This window comes from Streptomyces sp. URMC 126 (assembly GCF_051386555.1).
Classification (GTDB): Bacteria; Actinomycetota; Actinomycetes; order Streptomycetales; family Streptomycetaceae; genus Streptomyces.
Map to the genome: position 1 here is coordinate 1 of NZ_JBPQTX010001321.1, position 238 is coordinate 238.

Below are 238 nucleotides of genomic sequence, written 5' to 3' on the forward strand. Positions count from 1 at the left end.
GGCCCGCCGTGAGTTGCCCCCGGACCGCCTTGGCAACGATGAGCCCGAGGTTATGGGCCAGGCCGTCGTCGAGCCGGCGACGCCAATGATGCGACGGATCCCCACGGCCGAACGAGGGCCTCACCCAGACCTCGCCCTCGCGCAGCTCGACCTCCAGCAGTCCGGGCCGGCCCATGTCGTGCCCCTGGTGGAGGGTGAGCACCGCCGGTGCGGTGATCAGGCCCAGGGCGCGAAGATA

Annotated in this window: 1 pseudogene; it reads right to left on the reverse strand. The window is 71.4% G+C overall.

The window, feature by feature from the left end:
* Positions 1-238 (reverse strand): annotated as a pseudogene (locus tag ACSNOK_RS36115) (hypothetical protein); the annotation flags it as partial.